Source organism: Halanaerobium saccharolyticum (assembly GCF_004362045.1).
Taxonomy (GTDB): Bacteria; Bacillota; Halanaerobiia; order Halanaerobiales; family Halanaerobiaceae; genus Halanaerobium; species Halanaerobium saccharolyticum_C.
Genome location: NZ_SNWX01000071.1, coordinates 1 through 1,730, shown reverse-complemented (window position 1 = coordinate 1,730; position 1,730 = coordinate 1). Strand labels below are relative to the sequence as shown.

Here is a 1,730-nt window from a genome sequence, read left to right as displayed (position 1 = left end):
CGTTACGTCAAATCTAATAGTTTTTTTAAAAATATTAATAGTTATCATGGTTGTCAGGTTAGAAATCTGCATTAAATGCAGGAATCCCTCCCCCTGAGCTCGTAAATAGTAATTGAAAGCACCACAACTCACTAACCCAGAAAGGAAGGGATCCTAAGTTATGATTTCTCGAAATTTTCCTAATTTCCTGCTTAAACCTCTTATGAATTTTGTGCTTTTAGTCTACCTCTTTTTCTCCAGACTCTTTCATGTTGACTTTGAACCCAAAGAAAAACTTGATGATGGCTATACTAAGTTCAACAGCTTTGATGACCCACTACCTGATATCGAATACAATAATCCCGATTACCAGGAGATTCTGGCTGAAGCTAAAGAAAATGGTGAACCAATTAAATCTGTTAATCGACGCAAGCCTCTAACTGTAGATGTTGATGGTTGCTCTAAATGTGGAGCTCCAAAAGAATATCTCTACAGTTTTGGCCATGATAAAGATGGTTACCAGAAGTTCCAGTGTAAAGTCTGTGATCATCAGTGGGCTCCTGAAAAGCCTGAACAAAGACCCAAAAACCATCCTACCTATCGCTGTCCTTTTTGCGGCTATGCTCTTTCTAAGGAAAAAGAACGCAAGAATTTCACTAAATATAAATGCCGCAATGATGACTGTTCTAAATGGAAAAACGAACACAAAAGATATCGCTATAGAGCCTATGATTTTGATGTTGATGACCTCGAAGTATCGAGACCTGATAGTGAACCTGTAAATCTGGATCACTCCCAGTATGGGAACTTCATCATCTCTAAAGCTATGGATTTTTATGTCGGTCTTGGTCTTTCTCTAAGGCAGACTAAAAGGGCTCTTAAACTTGCATATAATGTTTCACCTTCAGCTCAGACTATCCAGAACTGGACTGTCTCTTTAGCCTGCAGACTTGGTCCTAAGATCAGTGACCTTGATCTACCTTTATCGGGTATTGTAGCTGTTGATGAAACATATATCAAAATCAAAGGCTGCTGGCACTATCTCTTTACTGCCATTGATGGTAAAAATGGCTGCATTATTGCTCAGCATCTTTCCAGGCATCGAGACACCAAAGCTGCTATTACCATCCTCAAAAAAATTATTGAGCAATATCAGAATCAGGAATTTATCCTGGTTTCTGACATGGCACCAATCTACAGAGCTGCTGTTCATGCTCTCAAAATCTTTTTGAAAGCTGATATAGATCACAGACAGGTTAAAGGACTCTTTAGTGATGACGATAATTCAGACGAAGATTACAGGCCCTATAAAAACATCATTGAGCGTTTCTTTGGCACCTATAAAGCTCATTACAAGCGTCATAAAAGCTTTAGTTCTCTTGATGGTGCTCTTGCTCATGCAACCCTCTATCAGCTGTATTTCAACTATATAAAACCTCATAGCTCATTTGATAACAAACCACCGCTGATAGTAGAGGATTCAAGAGGTCAGCCCATAGAATCCTGGGCTCAACTTATCAGGTGGATCAACAAAACTGATAAGTAACTAAATATCTTTTTCTGAGTAACTTTTTAGAAAATCGCGTTTAAGTCTTTTAGAAATCTATATTTATGAAATTCCATTTTTTTGCACTATTTACATCTTCAAACTTTTGACATTTTGAATATTTTTATTATAATTAAAATTAGTGGTGATCTATTACTATTTACTTACATTTTATGGTAACTATCATATTTTATTTGACGTTATC

The 1,730-nt window shown here is 36.8% G+C and carries 1 protein-coding gene; it reads left to right on the top strand.

Going from position 1 to position 1,730, the window contains the following annotated elements; all coding sequences use genetic code 11:
* Positions 1 to 160 precede the first annotated feature (160 nt).
* Complete coding sequence (locus DFR79_RS16005; protein ID WP_133516453.1) at positions 161 to 1,525, top strand: DDE-type integrase/transposase/recombinase; 1,365 nt, start codon at positions 161 to 163, stop codon at positions 1,523 to 1,525.
* Positions 1,526 to 1,730 lie beyond the last annotated feature (205 nt).

Excerpts from the sequence above, each read along its gene's own strand:
- DFR79_RS16005 (WP_133516453.1), top strand. The coding sequence starts at position 161 with ATGATTTCTCGAAATTTTCCTAATTTCCTGCTTAAACCTCTTATGAAT.